We start from the raw sequence: 15,137 nt of genomic DNA on the forward strand, positions 1-15,137 counted from the left end.
GTAGTTAGCACAAAACGTATTTAATGGCGGTAGTAACCTCAAAAGAAGTGGCCAAAGGCCTAAAAATAGATAAACTTGGTTTTATTGGCACTTTTATTGGTTGGCTAATTCTGAAAATTACCAGACTGTCCAAAGTTAATCGTCAGTATGATGATATTAGCCATTTATCCGGTACTGATTTTGTAAATGCTGCCTTGGATATGTACGGAGTAACATTCGAAATTCCTCCAGAAGATCTTAAAAGATTGCCTAAAAACGGGGCTTTTATTACCTTGTCCAATCACCCTCTCGGAGGATTGGATGGTATTTTATTACTAAAACTAATGCTAGAGCATAGGTCTGACTATAAGGTTATTGCAAATTTTTTGTTGCATAATTTCACTCCGTTAAAACCTTATATTATGCCAGTGAATCCTTTCGAAGATCGAAAAGAGGTCAAATCAAGTCTTGCCGGGATCAAAGAATCTGTAATTCATCTAGAAAAAGGGCATCCTTTAGGTATTTTTCCTGCAGGTGAAGTGTCTACCGTAAAAGATGGTAAACACTATGTGGATAAATTTTGGGAGCCTGGTGCTATGAGATTAGTGAAAAAAGCAAAAGTACCGGTAATACCTATTTACTTCCATGCCAGAAATAGCAGACTCTTTTACAAATTGGCATCTATTAATGATACCTTGAGAACGGCAAAATTGCCTAGTGAATTATTTTCTCAAGAAAATAAAATAATAAAGGTCAGAATCGGGAATCCTATTTCGGTAAAAGATCAGGACGAATACGATAATTTGGTAGATTTCACGAATTTTTTGCGTAAGAAAACCTATATGTTGGCGAATCCTTATGAGAAGAAAACATTAAGAGAAACCATTCCTCAGAACTTAAAACTCCCTAAATTACCTAAACAAATTGCTGTCGAAGGTAGTATTAATTCAATAGAAGTAGAATTAGAATGTTGCAGGGCAAAGGATATGAGGTTGCTGGCAAGTAAGAATTATGAAGTTTTTCTTGCAGGCAAAGAATGTATCCCAAATGTTTTACACGAAATAGGTAGGCTAAGAGAGATTACCTTTAGGGAGATAGGAGAAGGAACAAATCAATCTATAGATTTAGATCCTTTTGATGACTATTATCATCATATGTTTCTTTGGGATAATAGTGCCAAGAAAATTGTGGGAGCATATCGCATGGGGATGGGTAATGAAATTTACGCTAAGTATGGTATTAATGGATTCTATTTACAAGACCTCTTCAGGTTTGAGCCAGAATTGTATAAAATGATGAGCGAATCTATCGAGATGGGAAGAGCTTTTATAATTAAAGAATATCAACAACGACCCATGCCATTATTTTTACTATGGAAAGGTATTGTACATTGTACATTGCGTTTCCCTAACCATAAATATTTGATCGGTGGTGTAAGTATAAGTAATAAGTTTAGTAATTTCTCTAAATCATTGATGATCGAATTTATGAAATCTCATTACTATGACCCGTATGTAGCACAATATGTGCGTCCAAAAAAAGAGTTTAAAGTAAAACTTAAAGATGCAGATAAAGACTTTGTTTTTGATGCTAGTAGGAGTGATCTTAATAAGTTTGACAAAATTATTGATGAGATAGAACCAGGAAGTCTACGCATTCCTGTATTGATCAAAAAATATATCAAACAAAATGCAAAAGTTGTAGCATTTAATGTAGATCCTTTATTTAATAACGCTGTAGATGGTTTAATGTATATTAGAATTGCAGATTTACCTGATAGTACTGTAAAACCTGTAATGGAAGAGTTTCAAACTGAACTGGAGCAGAAATATTTTAAAAATGTAGATAAATAGCTCCGGTGATATGCTAATGAACACCCATAAGATTCGTTTGTTCATAATTTCTTTTTCCTTTTGATTGAATAGTGCAATAGTTTTTTTAAAAATGTAGGATTGCTTTTCTTTTCTTTTCTTTCTATTGTATATTTGTGTATTGATTATACGATAGGAGCTGCGTTTAGATTATTTTCTTAACCTAAATATCTTCCCACCCTTTTATTTACTCCTATATAGTTTTGATCAATATTTTACTAGACTTAACATAAAGCATCCATTTTTCTGGAATTAATATGCTATTTCATACAAAATAGTATTTGAAGCTGATCAGTATTCCGGATAGACTTAAAACCCTACTATGAGAAAAAAACTTATTTACTTGTTTATTTTAGTGTGCGTACACGTTCAAGCTCAGTTACCAAATCAAAGCTATACTGATAACGAGTTGTCAAAAATTATCAGCCCTCAAATGAGCAGGCGCCATTTTAATCAACCCTCGGTTATTAGTGGTCATGTGGTTTTCGCAGGAAATGCAAAACATGAAATTTGGAATATTAGCGACCCTTACAATCCTGTTTTTGTGAGCGAAATGATAAGCAGACATGCTTCTGGAGAAGCAGAGAGTCATCAGGTATCATATATGAAAGATAACAATGGAAAAATTTACCTTGTTACTATTTCAGGAAAAGGAATTGATATATGGGATGTTAATGATATAAAAAATCCAAAATATCTGGCGGCATTAGAATTACCAGGAATTGATTACGGCGATGTGTCAAATGCAGTATGGGGAGTCTCCTGTCAGGGGAGTGTAATATATGTAGGTGCAACAAATAATGGTTTGTATGTGATCAATGCAAAAAATAAATCCAACCCCGTTTTGGTTAAGAAACTTTCAACCACAGAAATAGGAGGGATTTTTGCAGGACCATTATTTAACATCGGAAATTTATTAGTGATTACAACCCCAAAGAACAGAGCAGGGATTGCTACTTTGGATATAAGTGATTCCTTTAACCCTGTATTACTAGATAGTTATAAATCCAATAAAAAAAGTTATATAGGTGGTTTTTATGGTAAGCATGCTACATTAATTACACCGTTTAGAGCTATAGACGTTACCACAGATCCTTCTAATATTAAGGTAGTAAATGAAAAATCCCTAAAAGTTTCAGAGTACGTATCGTATGATGATGGATATCTATTTCTTGGAGGAAAAAGAGGAGGTACAGAAGGTATCTGGAAATATGATATTTCTGATATTAGTAATCCTAGACTTGTTAGTAGAATTAAGGGGAGAGATAGACGCTGGGATGATCAATTTAGCTGCCCTATAGGTAATATAGTTGTTGTGGCTGATGATCAAAATGTAGGAGGTTATGTAGGAGGAATAATTGCAGTTCACGATACAAAACGTGATACCAAAGCGCCCGAAGTAATATATGTAAACCCGACAAATGAATCAATAAAGCAGTCTGTAAATTCTAAAATAGGAATCTCCTTTTCGAGTTGGATTAATTTTAATAAAATAAATAATTCTGCTTTTAAAGTTCGTAAAGTCGATGGTGCTGTTGTAGAAGGAACATTTGGATGGACCTATACTACCGTTACTTTTGAACCATCAGAACCTTTGGAAGCGAATACTCAATATGAAGTTATTCTCGAAACTAATGGGATTGAAGACCTGGTAGGTAATAAGTTAACCAATAGATATAGATCTACGTTTACTACCAAAGGTGCTGTTATCGATAATAATAATATTGCTGTAGAAAAGCCTAATGCCATTAGAACAGGAGAAAAAGTATCCTGGAAAATAGTAAACCCAAACCCGGCATATGAATACCGATGGGATGCAGGAAATGGAGAAGAGGTAACCGGAATTGATCCGGATTTTAGCTATGAGCAACCCGGGCGATACAATGTGGTTCTATCCGCATTTGGGAATGAAACTATAGTTATAGAGGTTGAAGATGGAGAAGGTAAAGGAGGTGTAAGAACAGGTTCTTCAAATACAGGTTACTCAGGATCTGGCTATCATGATTTTCCTTCGTCCACCGGTGCGAATGTTTTTAGTGAAGTAAAATTTAATGCTGCTACAAGAATTACCGGAGAGTTAAGAATCAGGTATGCTATGGGAGCTTCTGGAAACAGACCCCTGAATTTATCAATTAATGATGGGGTCAATAGGAAGGTTGATTTCCTTTCTACCGGATCTTGGAGCACATACAAGGAAGTTATCGTGCCCAATGTGACGATTCCGGCAGGAGAGGTGTCTATAAAGTTGTCTGCAACAGCAGGAAGTCAAGGCGGTAATATTGATTCTTTTAAAATTACTCGAAATCAATCCGCTAACACACCAATTGGCACAGTTGCTTTTACACAGATTGTTAATAATTCTACAACTACCCAAAAGCCAAAATCTAGTAACCAACTGGTTAAAAAAGGGAATAAAATCTGGGTAACTAATGAAGATGCGAATACCATTACCTCTATTTCTGAAAGTACTTTAAAAAAAGTGGATGAAATCGCAGTAGGTAAGAAGCCGATAGCTATATCAGATATGGTTAATAATAGGCTTTGGGTTCTTAATAAAGAAGATGCTACTATTAGTATTATTAATGCTAGCACGGCTAAAGTCGTTAACCAAATCAGATTAGCTCGCGGTTCAAAACCATCAGGATTGATTGTAGATAATAACTTTTCTAAAGCATATGTTAGCTCAGAGTCTTTAGGTAAAATATTCGAAATTAGCATTGCTACAATTTCAATATCCAATGAATTACAGATTGCTACAGATAAAAATGGCATTTTACCCAAGTTAGGCGCCCTGGCCCTTGATGCAGAGGGTAATAATCTATATGTAACTAGGTTGGTATCAGAAAAGAGAGTATCCGAAATTTATAAAATACCTACTACAACCTTTAATAGTTATAGTACCATTTCATTAAAAGAATCTACAGGGACTGATGGCGCTTTGTTTGCCAGAGGAATACCAAATTATCTTACACATATGGCCATATCACCTGATGGAAAATCTATGAGGGTAGCTTCTAAAAAAGATAATATCAAGAGAGGGCTTTTACGAGATGGATTAGCCTTAGAACACGATAACACTGTTAGAGCGATTACCTCTTTTGTCAACTTAGACAATGATACAGAGGTGTTGCCTAAACGACTGGATATTGATAATACAGATCGTTGTCATTCTGTTACCTACAGTGATCAAGGCGATATTGTATTTATTGCAATGCCCGGCAATAATGAAATATTTGTGGCTGATGACCAAAATAACCTGGAGGTTGCCCGATTGAAAACTCAGGAAACACCCACATATACTTTATATGATCCTGATACCAAAAGGTTGTATGTGTATAATTTTTTAGGCAGATCAGTATCAGTATTTGATGTAGAAGGAATTATCAATGGTGGATCAACGTCTTCAAAACTCAGTGATATAAAAACAGTATCAAATGAATTACTTACAGCGCAAGTCTTAAAAGGAAAAAAATTGTTCTATGATGCTACTTCCAGCAGGTTGACTCAAGAAGGGTATATGGCATGCGCCAGTTGCCATCTTGATGGAGGCGGGGATGGACAAATCTGGGATATATCTAATCTGGGAGAAGGTTTTCGTAATACGATAGATTTACGAGGAAAAGGAGGTACGGAACACGGGCGATTACATTGGACAGGGAATTTTGATGAAGTACATGATTTTGAAAATCAAATTAGAACATTAAATAATGGAACTGGTTTATTATCGGATCAACAGTTTGCTAATAGCAAAGATCCTCTTGATACAAAAAAGGCTGGATTAAGTGCAGATTTGGATGCCCTGGCTGCATATATTACTTCACTAAACACCTTTTCTGAAAGTCCCTATAAAAAGTCAAACGGTGATTTAACAACACAAGGGCAGAACGGGCAGCAGGTATTTAATAATTTAAAATGTTATGAATGTCACAGTGGTAAAACCTATACGAGAAGTAGTACAGAAAATTATTTGTATGATGTAGGGACCATATCTCCCACAAGTGGTAAACGTATTGGCAAAAAACTATTAGGTATTGATGTGCCTACTTTAAAAGGGTTATGGGCGACAGCACCATACTTACATGATGGTTCTGCCGCTACTATACGGGACGTATTGACGACTAAGAATCCTGATGGAAAACATGTGGATATTTCAGAGTTAAGTGCCAGTGATATGAATGATTTGATAGCATATTTAAAACAATTAGATGATAGCACTCCAGCGGCATTAGATTCTTCTATTAGTATCGCAATTACAGCACCTACAGAAGGACAACAATTTGATATAGGAGATGATATAACATTGACCATGTCATCTAACTTCACTAATGTAAAAAGTGTTGAGTATTATATCAATGATGAATTGGTAGCTACTAAAACTACGACTCCATTTAATTACCTGTTAGAAAATGCTGCTGCTGGAAAAAAAGAAGTGATCATCAAAGTTTTTTATGGAAAAGGTACAGCTGTTATCAGTGAATGTGTTGAGTTTAATGTAGGTGACGTTTCTTCGGATATATCGAGCGGTACCTATTATATACAGTCTACTGCTTCTGGCCAATATGTGTTTGCCAATACTAATGATATTTTAATGGTAGATCAGAATACTTCTGATCCGCATAGATGGAAAATAGAGGATATAGGAGGAGGAAAATTTACAGTTCAGAATGAAGGTACTGGAAGGTATCTTACTGTAAAAGAATCGCAATGTGAAAAAGGAGCTGATATTACACCTTCTGATCATGCTACTGATGAAAATACGCAATGGTTCATCACCAAAATAGGAGAAAATTACTTCTTTAGACCTGCGCATTGTACTTCTCAGGTATTAGATAAACGAAGTGGAAACGATAAGAGCGTACATACCTGGGACTATAATATCAATAATGGGAATCAACAGTTTACACTTATTCCTGTACAAGTGGATGGAGATATTCAGATGTCTGGAATATACTATATACGTAGTTTGGCTAATAGTCAGCATGTAATCGCTCCTGGTTGGGATAATTTTAATGTTAGAATGAATGAAGCAAAGGAGTTTAATGATCAGAAATGGGAGTTTACACATATTGGAGGTAATATTCATACCATTAAAAATATAGGGACTTCCAGGTATTTAGAGGTGCAAAGAGGGCTTTGTGAGAAAGGTGCAAATATTAATAGCTGGACAGATTCAAATAGTAATCATAAAAAATGGTTTGTGACTAAAAAAGGCGACAATTATTATTTACGACCAGTACATTGCAAAAATTTTGCCTTGGATAAAAACTCCGGAAACTCAGGTAATGTACATTTATGGGAGTATTCTACAGCTAATACTAATCAAGGATTTGAACTTGTACCTGTTAATAGTGTAAGAGCTACCGATCTGGGAACTGCGCAATCAGGTCTTGTTATTTCTCCAAACCCTGCTCGATATGAATTTAGACTCGATTTAAGTAATTATATGAATGAATCAATTATATATTCCATTATCAATATAACAGGACATACTGTAGCTCAAGGTTATTTTGACCTAAAACATAATGATTCTGAATTGATTAATGTGCAGAAACTGCAGTATGGTATGTATATCCTAAAGGTAAGACCAGAAAACGCTAAAGGAATTGAATTAAATACAAAATTTATAAAAATTAAATAGTACGTATTCGGTATATATAATTCGAATTTATAGACGCTAGAAGTAGAGAATATGATAATTGATAATAAGGGAGTTGCATTGAATAGTAACTCCCTTATTATATTATGTATGTTTTAATTAGAAAGGTTGAGAACCGTTTTTTCTACAAAGTTTTTGCAATACGTTTTAATCTCATTTCTAGTTTTGGTAAAAGCCGCGTGAATTTCTTCCTCGGTACCATCTATTTTGGAAGGGTCAAAAAAGTTATAATGCAATCTTTCTGCTTTACCAGGAAAGAAAGGACATTTTTCTTTCGCATGATCACAGACCGTCAGGATATAATCGAAGTTTATGTCTAAATATTCTTCCAGATTATTAGAAGTATGATTAGAAATATCGATATCATCTTCTTTCATAATAGCAATGGCTCTGGGATTTACCCCATGAGTTTCTACTCCTGCACTATATATAGTAGCAGTATCTTGTGCAAAATGTTTAAGGTATCCTTCTGCCATTTGACTTCTGCAAGAGTTACCTGTACAAAGTACTAAAATATTTGTCATTCCTTTTGTTTTTAGTATTTCCTAATAAGAGCTTGTTTAAAAACCTTACTTCCTGAAAACAAATATTTTAAGAACCGTGAGCTTACTTCAAATAATTAAAATATCTCGATATTCTCATCATTTGAAGTGTCCTAGAACCTCAAACTATTGATTTTCAATTTGTATTCTTTTTAAACATACTCTAAGGGAAATTTGTGGTGTTTATGTGATTATATTATTATGTTACTTCTTCTTTCAAGAATGGTGTTATCATACCAGGTGTTATTTAGTTTTCCTATTTTTTCTCTAAAACCAATTTCTCTAAAACCTACGGATTTGTGCAAGTTAATACTGGCAATATTAGTACTAAAAATTCCTGCCTGCAATGTCCACAACCCTTCTTTTTCGCTTTCTTCAATAAGTTTTGTTAAAAGTAGTTTTCCAATTCCTGAATTTCTATATTTTGATGTTATATAAATACTAACTTCTGCTACACCGCGATATACATCCCGTGTGGATACAGGAGCTAGGGCTGCCCAACCTATAAGTGTCTTTTTGACTGTCGCTTTTAATCTGCAAGAAATAAGGTGAGACCGATTCCATTGATCCCAGGTTGGTATGCGTGTTTCAAATGTTGCCATTCCTGTTTCAATACCTTCCTGATAGATTTGGCGAATTGCTGCCCAGTCTGATGGATCAAAATTTTGTATTTCAATATTCATAGTATCAAATTGAGAAATAGATCATTTTTGTATGATACATTTGTATCTTATGGGTGTAGAAATGAACTATAGAAAAGGTTGTTACAGCGCGTTTCATTTATTTTTTAATTCAATTTTTCGTCCGTCTAAGTCCTTAACCAATGCAGTCAAACCCCATTCAGTGTGTTTAGGTTTTGATAGTATTTTCCAGTCAGAGTTCTCTAATTCAATAATTTTGGCCGCTATATTTTCTATATCAAATCCAAGCCTTATTGAATTATCAGCCTTTTTCATAGATTTAGTTAAAGGATAAATCTCAAAAACAAACTCATTTTGTTCAGATGCATAATGAAAAGGTCCATTTCCGTGTTGGTGATAATTAAACTCAAATCCTAATAACTCATATTGCTTTTTTAGAATTTCGGGAGTAACTGTTCTTATGACTAATAAATTTATCTTCATATTTTAAAATTACGTTCTCAAAAAACTCAATTTAAAATAATTCTTTAACGGCAGTTCCCGTAATTTTAATTTTTCCTCCAAATGGTAGTGCTTCTGCTTGATATATTGTTCTTGCTGGTCGTTTATCCTTGGGAAATAATTGCATATATAATGTATTGATTTCAGGAAGGTCTTTTAAGTTGTCAAAAGCAATATCAATAAAAACAACATCATCTTTCTCAAATTCAGCGTTACTTAGCGCAGAAAAAAAGTTAGAGAATGCGAGTTTTCCTTCTTCCAGGATTGTTCCAGAAATATATTTTCCATCAATATTTACAGATAATTGGCCACTCACAAAACACATATTATTGACGACTACCGCATGGCTGATAGGATTTGACCAGTTAGGAAGACCTTTTCCTTTTGTGATATATTTTTTGTTATTCATAAATTCATTTAAAGTTTGTTCTACCTACATATGCGGAATAGGGTTGAGATAGATTAACAACAGCCACTTCCGGGAGCACAGGCATTGGCTTCAACTGTATTTGTTTCAGAAACCCCACAAGCTTCTTTGGCTTTGCAATCAGTAGGCTGAATAGCAAGTTTCATAAGTAACTGGCCTTGTTTAATTTCAAAATCGGTAATATGTAAATGGGCAGTATGAAACATAGCGTTACTGTATTCTATTTTCACAATGGCATCCATCTCATAGGTTTTCATCGTACCTACCTTTTTTAGTATTGCCAGCGCTTTATAAGTGCTTAGGTATTCTTTTTTGCCTAATTCTGAGGGACTTTCCCATAACTGGATAATAGTCTCTTTCCAGGAATCTGTTCCCGAACCGCAATCTACAGCGTCTATGGCTACATGCTTAACTTCTGTAATATGATAATTAGTGCCTACCAACATTCCGGGGGCGTACTCAAAAACTAAAGACTTGTCTTGATGTTCACCCAATAATGATATAAATTCTGTTGTATTCATGTTTCTGTTTTTATTAGTTTATGTATTTGTTTAACAACAATTTTGTTTAGTGGTATTAAAAAACGAATTTAACGATTGCTGTAGCTCATTCCAGCGCTCAATATCGATACAATAACACATGCTCTTGCCTTCTACCTCACCTTTTAATAATCCAATGCTTTTTAATTCTTTGAGATGTTGCGAAATTGTAGGCTGAGCGAGCCCTATTTCTTCTACCAGGTCATTACATATGCAAGAGTCTTGTGTACTGATATGCTGTAAAATGGCAATGCGTGCCGGATGACCTAAAATTTTAAAAAATTGTGCCAGATCATTTTGCTGCTGGTCAAATATTTGTGTTTTGGTTATACCCATATTGATATTTTAATATCGCAATATTACGATATTAAAATGAAATAAAAAAGCCGAATACTATTTTTTTCGGCTTTTATTCCATTTCTACCTTAAAATTACCGACTAAAATTTGTTCTTTTCCCCTTATGCTTCAAAATAAAATTAACCGATTAGGCTATGCTTAACTTTTCTTTTGCCTAAAGAAAAAGCAACTGTATTTTATTTGGGTAATTTTAAAACAAAAATGGTATTATATATATTGAAATCATTTGAAGTTGTGGTTTTTAAACTGAAAATGTAAATTTTACAAGCAAAAAACATTCCTCCAGATACGTTTATTTAAAACCAGGGTTTTTTACCAGCCTGATAGGTTTGAAAAAACTCCTCATCTGATTTGGTGAGATATATGATTCCTTCTATGAGTCCAATAATTGCAGGAATATATATGGTGAACGCTCCAACTACAATACAAAACATAGGGATTGAAATTAAGGTAATACCTAACAGTATAAAACCTTCTTTTTGATATCCTAAAATAAACTTGTGTATTCCCAGACCACCAAATAAAATCCCCAGAATTCCGGCAAGTACTTTTTTGTTTTCGCCACTATTGGAAGCAAATGTTTCTTTTACTTCGTCCACAAACTCACTGGCAGTTTCTTTTGCTTCTTCTGCAAAATCTTCTGCTTTATCGCCAATGTTTTTTGTAGCTTCTTTTGCATTGTCCATAGCGTCTTCAGCTCCTTTTTTTAGATCATCCCCTAAATTTTTGTTTTCTTCACTCATAAAAATTATAATTTATAGTAATTGATTATAGTGTAGAAAGTTACAAAAAAAAACGTTCTGTAGGGTTTTTATGTAAAAGCTTTATCGAAGGGCTCCCAAAGTTCAATTTTATTTCCTTCTGGATCTATGATCCAACCAAATTTACCGTATTCATATTCTTCTATTTCCCCAATAACCGTTACACCTTCTTCTTTTAGCACCTTTAGTAATGTTACCAGGTTTTCTACTCTGAAATTCATCATAAACTCCTTTTTACTAGGCTGAAAATAGGAAGTATCTTCTTTAAAAGGACTCCATTGTGTAGAGCAATCATTCCCTTTTTTGTCTTTCCACCAGAAGGTACATCCATAATCATCTACGGGTAACCCGAGGTGTTTACCATACCATTCTTTTGTTGTTTTAGGATCTTTGGTTTTAAAGAAAAACCCACCTAATCCTGTGACTCTATTTTTCATTGATACTGCTGTTTTTTTATTTTTTGTTGATATTGCTTTTATAGATATTGATCCATTGATTCACAGTCATTTTAGAAGCTAATTCTCCGATAAGTTGCATAGGGATTTGATCAATTTTTTTAAATCGAATACAGCTTTTTCCCATATCAAGTTTTGTCTTTACATATTTTGGATACTCAGCCACAAACCAATCCATTAATTCCTGACTAGCATAGATTCCGCTATGATATACTGCAATAAAGTTCTTTTGTGACGCAATATTCATAAAAGGTAATGGTAATTTGGGATCGCAATGGTATCCTTCTGGGAAAATTGTATGAGGTACTATGTATCCTATCATACCGTAACTTATTTTTTCAGAAAAACCCTCTGGAAGGTTTTCTTTAATTACCTTTCTTAAGGTATTCATCGCATCTTTTCTTTCTTCTGGAATGGCATTAATATATTCATCCGGTGTTTTTGCTTCGTATTGCATAGTATTTTATCGATTAATCTGTAATTATTGGTTTGCGTTGTAAAATTAAACCTGAAATTAATGAAATTATAAATCCAATAATAAAAACGGTAGCAGACATTAATAAAAAGTTCATCACAGGACTGGAAAACAATTCTTTTTGTGCTTCTATTTCTGCTAGTTTAGCTTTAAACTCAGCTTCGGGAAGTGAATTTTCCATTTCTTCAACGATATGTGTGTAGTATTCTGTTGCAAAATTAGGATTGATGTATTTTATATAAATAACATCAATCAACCCAAAAGCCAGCGAGGCAAATAGAGAAATTAGCATTCCTATAATTAATGCTTTTCCAAAAGAAACAGCACCATTATTTTCTTTATCTCTGTACTGCTTAATCCCAAAAAAGACAAACATCAAAGAAACAATCATAGTGGTGTAGCCAATAATTTCCTGGGTGGCATAGGATAGGTTTTTACCGATTAACCAACCTAATAAAAATAATATAGATATGGTGATGGCGCTATATATTCCATATCGTAATACTGTGTTTTTCATATGTATATAAGTTTTTGAATGAATGATTATACCATTTGCCATTTGAATTTACTGGAATAGAATGTTCCTTTTTCACCTCAGTTTCAGAATAAAAATAAACCGTAGCGCTGCTATGCTTGATTTTTATTCTTCACCGAGATAAAAAAAATCTTAATTTTCTTTTACAGTAAATTCAAACAACAACTGGTATTAGACCAAAAGTATGTTCGAAAAGTAAAAAACAACTCATACTAAAGTATGAATTGTATAACACTTTTGGACTAAATCGCTTAAAATGGTATTATCCGGAGCTCTTTGGCAATTTGGATTGCCTGTGTTCTACGTTTTGCATCTAATTTTAGGAGGATTTTTGAAACGTGGGTTTTTATGGTGCTTTCTGAAACAAAAAGCTTATCGGCAATCTCCTTATTAGATAATCCGGATGCTATTTCACATAACACTTCGTATTCTCGCTTACTTAACCCTAAAGATTCGATTTTTTTATGATCTATTTCTATACGAGGAGTTTTACTATTATGAAGTTGAAGTACTTTCTTATTAATAATAACTCCTATGATAAAGAAAATAATTGCAATGCCTGATATTATAAGTTCTATAGAAGTATCACCAGTAATAAAACTATACTTACTTATCTGAAAAAGCATAAGTAATGCTACGGCTAAGGCCCCAAAAATGAACACAGTTTTTCTCACGGTATAAAAGTAATAAAACTGTAAGTTACCTATTTAGTCTGGTCGGTAATACAGCGAAATCAAATTTGTATCTTTTTTCGCAATTTAGAATTATGAAAATCATCTATTTCTGACCAGACTATTTAAGTACATTAATCTCTTTTTGGAGATTGTTTTTTGCCTGATGTTCGAATTTATGATAGAAATAATCAGTTTTAAAAATTCTGGGCATATCAATAAAATGTTTTAATACTTTGATCCGGCCTTTGTTATAGGCAAAATCCGGATAATACTTATATTCTTTTCTTACATTTTTAAAATAAGATTCATACACTTTCCAACTACTACCTAAAATAGAAAGATCTGCATCTGTAAAATAATTGACATCGCTGTTTTCTGATATATGATGACCTTTGGTAGCGAGAATTATTTGATTACAAAGTTCAATTCTTTTTGTTTCTATATGCAATGATGACAGGACATCAATAGCTTTTAGCGCACTTTTTTCTTCATTATTTTGTTTCAAAATATTGTACACATAGTCGTGATAGAACAATGAAAACACTATCATATCCCAATCGGTACTATCTTTTCTAACCAGAAGTAGGTTTTGATATACATGCTCCAGATGGTCCAGTGTATGATAAAACTTTCCCTTTTTGCTATGGTTTTTGACGATCTCATCCCAAAGCAATGCGATGTATTTACTATCTTCAGAATAGTTAGAAATCAATGAAAAGAAAACTTCTTCTAGCAAAACTCGGTTTTTATTTTATTTATGACGGTCTGAGCCAATTTTTCCTTAGACTCCATAGTCCAGCCGGCAATATGAGGACTTAATATCACATTCTCTAACTGAAGTAATTCTTTTAGCGGTAGCGGCATTTCTTTCTCTGAGGTGAATAAATCTTCAAAAGAAGATTTTTCATATTCCAGTACATCTAATCCAGCCCCCAGAATCTTTTTTGTTTTGAGAGCTTCTACCAGATCTTTGGTTACAACACTTTTTCCTCGGGCAGTATTAATAAACCAGAATGGTTTCTTAAACTTATTGATGAATTGTGTATTAATCATTTTATCAGTTTGAGGTGTCCAGGGAGTATGAAGGCTTAGGACATCTGTTTTTTCAAAAAGCTCTTCTAATGCTACCTGAGTAGCATCGCTATTTTCTACATCTTCTTTGATATCATAACAGATTACTTCTACATCAAAACCTCTTAATTTTCTTGCAAAAGCACGTCCCATATTTCCGTAACCAATGATGCCAACAGTTTTTAGATCAAGTTCAATGCCTCGATTTTTTTCTCGATGCCATTTTCCTATTCTTACCTCTTGATCTGCGGTGTTAAGTTTGTTGAATAGTGACAAAACCATTCCTAAAGCGTGTTCTCCTACAGCATTGCGATTCCCTTCTGGAGCAGAGAAAAGCTTGATTTCTTTTTTTAAAGCATATGCAACATCAATATTTTCTAAGCCCGCCCCTACGCGACCAATAAATTTTAGTTTTTCAGCCTTGTCGAGAAATGTTTTATCTATCTCAAAACGACTTCGGATTATAATGCCGTCATAATCGCTTATAATCGTTTCTATTTCTTGTTTGGTATCGGTATAGTTTTCCAGGTTTTCGAATTTTAAATTTCTTAGCTGTGTAAGCAATAAAGGATGGTTTTTATCTAAGTGCAGTATTTTCATTGAAGAATTCATTGATATTTTAAAAGTGAAGTGATGTAAGTTTTTTTTTATT

General features: G+C 33.7%; 15 protein-coding genes. 2 read left to right on the forward strand and 13 right to left on the reverse strand.

All coding sequences use genetic code 11. The features are described from left to right. The first annotated feature begins 23 nt into the window (after positions 1–23). Together F0000_RS02675 and F0000_RS02680 are read left to right on the forward strand one after the other, a co-directional pair. Complete coding sequence (locus F0000_RS02675) at positions 24–1,832, forward strand: lysophospholipid acyltransferase family protein (RefSeq protein ID WP_149623153.1); 1,809 nt, start codon at positions 24–26, stop codon at positions 1,830–1,832. A 340-nt stretch (positions 1,833–2,172) separates the two neighbouring features. Further along, positions 2,173–7,488 carry an RICIN domain-containing protein gene (locus tag F0000_RS02680; protein ID WP_149623154.1) on the forward strand — a complete coding sequence of 1,772 codons (5,316 nt, stop codon included), beginning with the start codon at positions 2,173–2,175 and terminating at the stop codon, positions 7,486–7,488. 113 nt (positions 7,489–7,601) lie between these two features. Here F0000_RS02680 and F0000_RS02685 read toward each other — a convergent pair whose 3' ends face one another. From F0000_RS02685 to F0000_RS02745, 13 genes are all read right to left on the reverse strand, one after another. After that, positions 7,602–8,030, reverse strand: a complete 429-nt coding sequence (locus F0000_RS02685; RefSeq protein ID WP_149623155.1) for an arsenate reductase ArsC — start codon at positions 8,028–8,030, stop codon at positions 7,602–7,604. A 209-nt stretch (positions 8,031–8,239) separates the two neighbouring features. Beyond that, positions 8,240–8,731, reverse strand: a complete 492-nt coding sequence (locus tag F0000_RS02690; protein ID WP_149623156.1) for a GNAT family N-acetyltransferase — start codon at positions 8,729–8,731, stop codon at positions 8,240–8,242. Positions 8,732–8,824: 93 nt separating this feature from the next. After that, on the reverse strand, positions 8,825–9,172 hold the full coding sequence (locus F0000_RS02695; RefSeq protein ID WP_149623157.1) for a glyoxalase/bleomycin resistance/extradiol dioxygenase family protein: 348 nt from the start codon (positions 9,170–9,172) through the stop codon (positions 8,825–8,827). Between the two features lie 31 nt (positions 9,173–9,203). After that, positions 9,204–9,599, reverse strand: coding sequence for a RidA family protein (locus F0000_RS02700; RefSeq protein ID WP_149623158.1), 396 nt, complete (start codon positions 9,597–9,599; stop codon positions 9,204–9,206). Positions 9,600–9,652: 53 nt separating this feature from the next. After that, positions 9,653–10,138 carry a DUF6428 family protein gene (locus F0000_RS02705; RefSeq protein WP_149623159.1) on the reverse strand — a complete coding sequence of 162 codons (486 nt, stop codon included), beginning with the start codon at positions 10,136–10,138 and terminating at the stop codon, positions 9,653–9,655. Between the two features lie 30 nt (positions 10,139–10,168). Next, a complete protein-coding gene (locus tag F0000_RS02710; RefSeq protein WP_149623160.1) occupies positions 10,169–10,492 on the reverse strand; it encodes a helix-turn-helix transcriptional regulator in 324 nt (107 codons plus the stop codon). A 318-nt stretch (positions 10,493–10,810) separates the two neighbouring features. Then, complete coding sequence (locus F0000_RS02715) at positions 10,811–11,257, reverse strand: NINE protein (protein ID WP_149623161.1); 447 nt, start codon at positions 11,255–11,257, stop codon at positions 10,811–10,813. Between the two features lie 68 nt (positions 11,258–11,325). After that, positions 11,326–11,712: a VOC family protein gene (locus F0000_RS02720; protein WP_149623162.1), complete on the reverse strand. Its 387-nt coding sequence runs from the start codon at positions 11,710–11,712 to the stop codon at positions 11,326–11,328. A gap of 16 nt (positions 11,713–11,728) precedes the next feature. Next, positions 11,729–12,187 (reverse strand): DUF1801 domain-containing protein, encoded by a 459-nt coding sequence (locus F0000_RS02725; protein ID WP_149623163.1) that lies wholly within the window; start codon positions 12,185–12,187, stop codon positions 11,729–11,731. 13 nt (positions 12,188–12,200) lie between these two features. Then, complete coding sequence (locus F0000_RS02730; protein ID WP_149623164.1) at positions 12,201–12,722, reverse strand: DUF4199 domain-containing protein; 522 nt, start codon at positions 12,720–12,722, stop codon at positions 12,201–12,203. Between the two features lie 269 nt (positions 12,723–12,991). Further along, positions 12,992–13,402, reverse strand: a complete 411-nt coding sequence (locus tag F0000_RS28520) for a response regulator transcription factor (protein ID WP_304505292.1) — start codon at positions 13,400–13,402, stop codon at positions 12,992–12,994. 130 nt (positions 13,403–13,532) lie between these two features. Beyond that, positions 13,533–14,150, reverse strand: a complete 618-nt coding sequence (locus F0000_RS02740; RefSeq protein ID WP_149623166.1) for a hypothetical protein — start codon at positions 14,148–14,150, stop codon at positions 13,533–13,535. Further along, on the reverse strand, positions 14,144–15,085 hold the full coding sequence (locus F0000_RS02745) for a 2-hydroxyacid dehydrogenase (RefSeq protein ID WP_149623167.1): 942 nt from the start codon (positions 15,083–15,085) through the stop codon (positions 14,144–14,146). The genes F0000_RS02740 and F0000_RS02745 overlap by 7 nt, the downstream gene beginning before the upstream one ends. Positions 15,086–15,137 lie beyond the last annotated feature (52 nt).

The organism is Aquimarina sp. RZ0, from assembly GCF_008370685.1.
Taxonomy (GTDB): Bacteria; Bacteroidota; Bacteroidia; order Flavobacteriales; family Flavobacteriaceae; genus Aquimarina.

Excerpts from the sequence above, each read along its gene's own strand:
- F0000_RS02685 (WP_149623155.1), bottom strand. The coding sequence starts at position 8,030 with ATGACAAATATTTTAGTACTTTGTACAGGTAACTCTTGCAGAAGTCAA.
- F0000_RS02690 (WP_149623156.1), bottom strand. The coding sequence starts at position 8,731 with ATGAATATTGAAATACAAAATTTTGATCCATCAGACTGGGCAGCAATT.
- F0000_RS02675 (WP_149623153.1), top strand. The coding sequence starts at position 24 with ATGGCGGTAGTAACCTCAAAAGAAGTGGCCAAAGGCCTAAAAATAGAT.
- F0000_RS02745 (WP_149623167.1), bottom strand. The coding sequence starts at position 15,085 with ATGAAAATACTGCACTTAGATAAAAACCATCCTTTATTGCTTACACAG.
- F0000_RS02710 (WP_149623160.1), bottom strand. The coding sequence starts at position 10,492 with ATGGGTATAACCAAAACACAAATATTTGACCAGCAGCAAAATGATCTG.
- F0000_RS02695 (WP_149623157.1), bottom strand. The coding sequence starts at position 9,172 with ATGAAGATAAATTTATTAGTCATAAGAACAGTTACTCCCGAAATTCTA.
- F0000_RS02715 (WP_149623161.1), bottom strand. The coding sequence starts at position 11,257 with ATGAGTGAAGAAAACAAAAATTTAGGGGATGATCTAAAAAAAGGAGCT.
- F0000_RS02725 (WP_149623163.1), bottom strand. The coding sequence starts at position 12,187 with ATGCAATACGAAGCAAAAACACCGGATGAATATATTAATGCCATTCCA.
- F0000_RS02700 (WP_149623158.1), bottom strand. The coding sequence starts at position 9,599 with ATGAATAACAAAAAATATATCACAAAAGGAAAAGGTCTTCCTAACTGG.
- F0000_RS02730 (WP_149623164.1), bottom strand. The coding sequence starts at position 12,722 with ATGAAAAACACAGTATTACGATATGGAATATATAGCGCCATCACCATA.
- F0000_RS02705 (WP_149623159.1), bottom strand. The coding sequence starts at position 10,138 with ATGAATACAACAGAATTTATATCATTATTGGGTGAACATCAAGACAAG.
- F0000_RS02720 (WP_149623162.1), bottom strand. The coding sequence starts at position 11,712 with ATGAAAAATAGAGTCACAGGATTAGGTGGGTTTTTCTTTAAAACCAAA.
- F0000_RS02680 (WP_149623154.1), top strand. The coding sequence starts at position 2,173 with ATGAGAAAAAAACTTATTTACTTGTTTATTTTAGTGTGCGTACACGTT.